At 41.8% G+C, this 4,545-nt stretch carries 3 protein-coding genes; all 3 read left to right on the forward strand.

The features are described 5' to 3' along the window. Positions 1 to 389 precede the first annotated feature (389 nt). The 3 genes from typA to FN815_RS18760 all read left to right on the forward strand — a co-directional run bounded on the left by typA (position 390) and on the right by FN815_RS18760 (position 4,078). On the forward strand, positions 390 to 2,216 hold the full coding sequence (gene typA, locus FN815_RS18750) for a translational GTPase TypA (RefSeq protein WP_142456369.1): 1,827 nt from the start codon (positions 390 to 392) through the stop codon (positions 2,214 to 2,216). 280 nt (positions 2,217 to 2,496) lie between these two features. After that, positions 2,497 to 3,027, forward strand: a complete 531-nt coding sequence (locus FN815_RS18755) for a hypothetical protein (RefSeq protein ID WP_142456370.1) — start codon at positions 2,497 to 2,499, stop codon at positions 3,025 to 3,027. A gap of 304 nt (positions 3,028 to 3,331) precedes the next feature. Next, on the forward strand, positions 3,332 to 4,078 hold the full coding sequence (locus FN815_RS18760; protein WP_142456371.1) for a queuosine precursor transporter: 747 nt from the start codon (positions 3,332 to 3,334) through the stop codon (positions 4,076 to 4,078). Positions 4,079 to 4,545: the final 467 nt, after the last annotated feature.

A 4,545-nucleotide genomic window follows, 5' to 3' on the forward strand; every position in this document is an offset into this window, starting at 1 on the left:
TGTAGATACATCACATGCAAAAGCATCATGATGTTCTTTGAAGTCATAAAAATAGAAGTTTCTCTTGATTTTTAACACAGTACCTGACGATTAAAAAGAACTACAGTTTTTGTGCTTCTGTTATTCTCCTATATATGTACCGTCCGGCACCTCAAAACAAAAAACTACCAATGAGCATACACAAATTCTACTCTCCAATTATTTATTACAGAATTGATAAATATAAACCGTATATTCAAGGCTTGCCGGATTTCGGGTATTGCCAGTATTAGAGATAAAAGTTAAAAGTGGTACTTATCAACTTATTAGATAACCTCTGTCAGTATCCTTAAAACATGAATTATTCCGGACATTTCATTCTTATTTAAATAGCAGACTTTACAAATCGAATGTCACAAGACTTAAGAAATATCGCCATCATCGCACACGTAGATCATGGCAAAACCACGCTGGTGGATCAAATACTGAAGCAAAGCGGTACTTTCCGCGAGAATCAGCAAGTGGACGAGAGAGTAATGGATTCCGGCGATCTGGAAAAAGAACGCGGAATAACCATTAGTTCCAAAAATACAGCGGTAAGCTGGAAAGGAACGAAGATTAATATTGTGGATACCCCCGGTCACGCCGACTTTGGCGGAGAAGTGGAGCGTATCCTGAAAATGGTAAACGGGGTGATTTTGCTGGTAGATGCAGCCGAAGGTCCTCTGCCGCAAACTAAATTTGTACTCCGTAAGTCACTAAGTCTGGGATATAAGCCCATCGTGGCCATCAACAAAATTGACCGTAAAGATGCGCGACCCGATGCCGTACTGGATGAGATTTTTGACCTGTTTGTGATGTTGGATGCTACCAACGATCAGCTGGACTTCCCCGTACTATATGCGGTTGCCGTAAATGGTATTGCCAAAGAAAACCTCGAAGATGACAACGAGGATTTGGCTCCGCTGATGGACAAGATTGTAGAACACGTACCGGCGCCCGAGCAGAATACCGACGAGAAATTTAAGATGCTGGTAAGCAGCATTGACTGGAACGACTATGTAGGCCGAATCGCTGTTGGGCGAATTGAGCAGGGCTCTATCAAAGTGAACCAGGAAGTGGCTCTGATGGACCGCAAGGGTGAAGTAAAGGAAAAAGCCCGCGCCACCAAATTGTTTACTTTTAACGGATTACAACGTGAGCCGGTAGAAAAAGCCGTGGCCGGTGACATCATTGCCCTGGCCGGCTATGAAGAAGTAAATATCGGAGACACGCTAACCGATACGGCCGACATGACGCCACTGGAATATGTGGATCTGGATCAACCCACTATTGCGATGTATTTCCGGGTGAATAACTCACCGTTTGCCGGTAAAGAGGGCGATTATGTGACCTCAAACCAAATGAAAGACCGACTCTATAAAGAAACTCGCACCAATGTAGCGATGCGTGTAGAACCCACCGAAAGTCCGGATGTATATAAAGTATCCGGCCGTGGTGAGCTGCAGATGGCTATTTTGATTGAAACTATGCGGCGCGAAGGCTACGAATTTGCTGTATCCCGTCCCGAAGTTCTTTTTAAGGATGTGGATGGAGTGACCCATGAGCCGGTGGAAGAAGTGGTCGTGGACGTACACCAGGATTACAGCAACCGCGTAATCGACAACCTGCAGAAACGTAAGGGTATTATGACCTCGATGAGTCAGGAAGGCGAAAATAATCGGATTGTATTCCGTGTGCCTTCTCGCGGGTTGATTGGATTCCGTGGCGAGATGCTGACCGAAACACGTGGTACCGGCATCATGCACCAGCAGTTTGATACCTATGAGCCGTACGCCGGTGAAATACCCGGACGTAACCGTGGCGCGTTGATTGCCTTGGAGCAAGGCGACGTGACTGGCTATGCATTAGAAGGCGTTCAAGATCGTGGTGAGTTTTTTGTGCAGCCCGGCGATCCCGTATATATGGGACAAGTAGTGGGTGCCAATAAGCGCAGCGACGATATGGTGGTAAATGTGGTGAAGAAAAAGAACCTGACCAACCACCGTGCTACCCAAACAGCGGACTCGGTCAAATTAAACCAGGCGCGGAAACTCAGCCTGGAGCAGTGCATTGAATTTATTGATAATGACGAGCTGCTGGAAGTAACCCCGAAAAGCCTGCGCATCCGTAAAATGCATTTAGATCATAACGATCGTAAGCGAGCTGAGAAGCAAAAAGCCGGCGCGCAACAGTAGCATATTAATTCATTCGGCTATTTTAGCTGATCTGAAAAAACAATTTCAAAGCCTCATTATTCTTAATTGAATGATGAGGCTTTTTTATTGATACAAAGCAACGTTATGTAAATCCTACAAGGAGAGCGATAAAATGTGTGTGGTTATTCTGAATACCTATGTAGTACACCTTTTTTGCATCACTAAATACTAATAGTTGTCAATTTTATAATTGACTTTATAAAACAGGTTGTCTAATCTTCTTTTTAGATTATAAGTGTTAATTCGGGGGAGATTCAAAATGAAGCAATTCTATGTTCTGATAGTATTTCTACTAGTTTCTGCAAACGGAATGGCTCAGGTCGAAGATGTAACTACAGAGGTAAATGCAGAGCCTTTGTTATCTCAATTACCAAACAAAGTAGTATACTTTTCTATTGGCGGACCTGCTTTAACTGTGCTTAGTTTACATTATGAGCAGAAGCTCAAAAATAAGTTTTGGGGGAGGGTAGGGTTCAGTTATGCGCCTTTTTTGTTAGAAGGATATACCGTGCCTATAGGACTAAGTTATTTGAAGGGAGAAAATGTACACTATCTCGAATTAGGAGTCGGCACGACTTTTATCTACACAAAAGAGGGATGGCATTTTTCTTTTTTTGATGATGATTCTATTGAAGATCATTTTCTGATAGCTTTGAATAGCAGCATAGGCTACAGGTACCAGCCAGTAGATAAAAAATTATTTTTTAAGATAAATTTTACGCCCTCCTTCCTCCCAATGAATTCTGAAGTAATACCTATTTTAGGTATTGGGGTGGGAACTTCATTATAGCAACAGTTTTTGAAAACCCGAAACTGGCGTCCACTCCGTCCATTTGGGTTGAGGAGGCAAAAATTAAAGAGTTAAGACTCTTTGGAGGTTTCAGTATTGGGGTTTTCACCATGAGAATATTAAATGAATGAATGTTGTAATGAGTAGTAAATATGGTTTACTATTCAAATCAGAAGTAATATAAGCAGCACCCATCCGATCCCTAAACGATTTGCTTTGATATTCAGTTGAATAGCCTAAATGAAAATTAACCTGCAAATTTGCGTCAGGTTACCTTTCTTTAGCTTCAACATAAATAGTAGTAATGAGCAAGCGTCATAAGCGAGACATTTTATTTCTATCCCTGGCCGGGGTTTTTCTCACTTCTTTAGTGATGGGTAACATTATCGGTACTACGAAATTCGTTACGCTATTCTCCCTTCATCTTCCTGATTGGCTTAAAGCCATCACTCCATCTTTGGTCCGTACTGGCGACCTATATATAATGAGTGTTCCCGTAGGAGTACTGGCTTATCCCTTTACTTTCCTGGCAACCGACCTGATCTCTGAACTATTCGGAAGAAAAAAAGCTCAGCTGGTGGTTTGGGTCGGTTTCTTTGCCAACTTCTTTATGTTATTTGTGATGTCGGTAGGGCATTGGCTACCCAATACCGGGGGGGTAAGCGGTGGAATTCAACTCTTTGAAGGCGTGTACGAGTTTATGGTAGGGAACGTCATTGCCAGTATGATTGCATATCTGACGGCTCAAACGGTTGACGTCCGACTATTTCACTTTTGGAAAAACCTCACGGACGGTAAACATCTCTGGCTTAGGAATAATGCATCCACCATGTTCAGTCAGTTGGTAGATTCCACAGCTATTCTAACTATTCTATATGTAGCGGGAAACCTCGGCGATAATGTAAGTTCCATTTCGGCACTCATTATTCTCATTCTGAATTCCTATTTGTTCAAGTTTTTCTTCGCGCTTTTTGATACACCGCTTTTTTACCTGGGGGTGAAGTTCCTCAAACATTATGATGAAGATCCTTCCGGAAATAGTTTGTACTAAAAAAGTATCCGAAAAAGAGTAGGCATGAGAAAAATCACTTTAATTCCGGTCATAAAATTTCGTCTTTTTTAAGGGAGGATTTTCTCTCCATGCTCAAGTGGTCCCCCGCTGATTTGTATTTTTATTTCAACTTTTTGATAACCTCCTCTTTTATTTGGTTGAAAGGTTTTTTATACACCAGAATGAAGCCCGCTCAGGGCACTATAATGTGGTTTATAATAGCACAGAAGAATCAGCAAGAAATCTCAAATTAATCCCAAAAAATATTTGCGGTGAATAGGGTCTAGCCCTTACCTTGGTAATCCTTTCGAGAGAAGGAAACGCTGACTGAAACAAACGTTTTGGGCAGCCTTTTTTTTCGCCGAAAGTTTTGTTCTTAGACATATTGAAGTATAGATCAGATTGTTTGTGCGAGCGAGAGCTTGTTCAATTTCTTGATGCAAATTTTTTGCATTTTAAAATGACCA

The sequence above is a fragment of the Gracilimonas mengyeensis genome (assembly GCF_900182705.1).
Lineage (GTDB): Bacteria > Bacteroidota > Rhodothermia > Balneolales > Balneolaceae > Gracilimonas > Gracilimonas mengyeensis.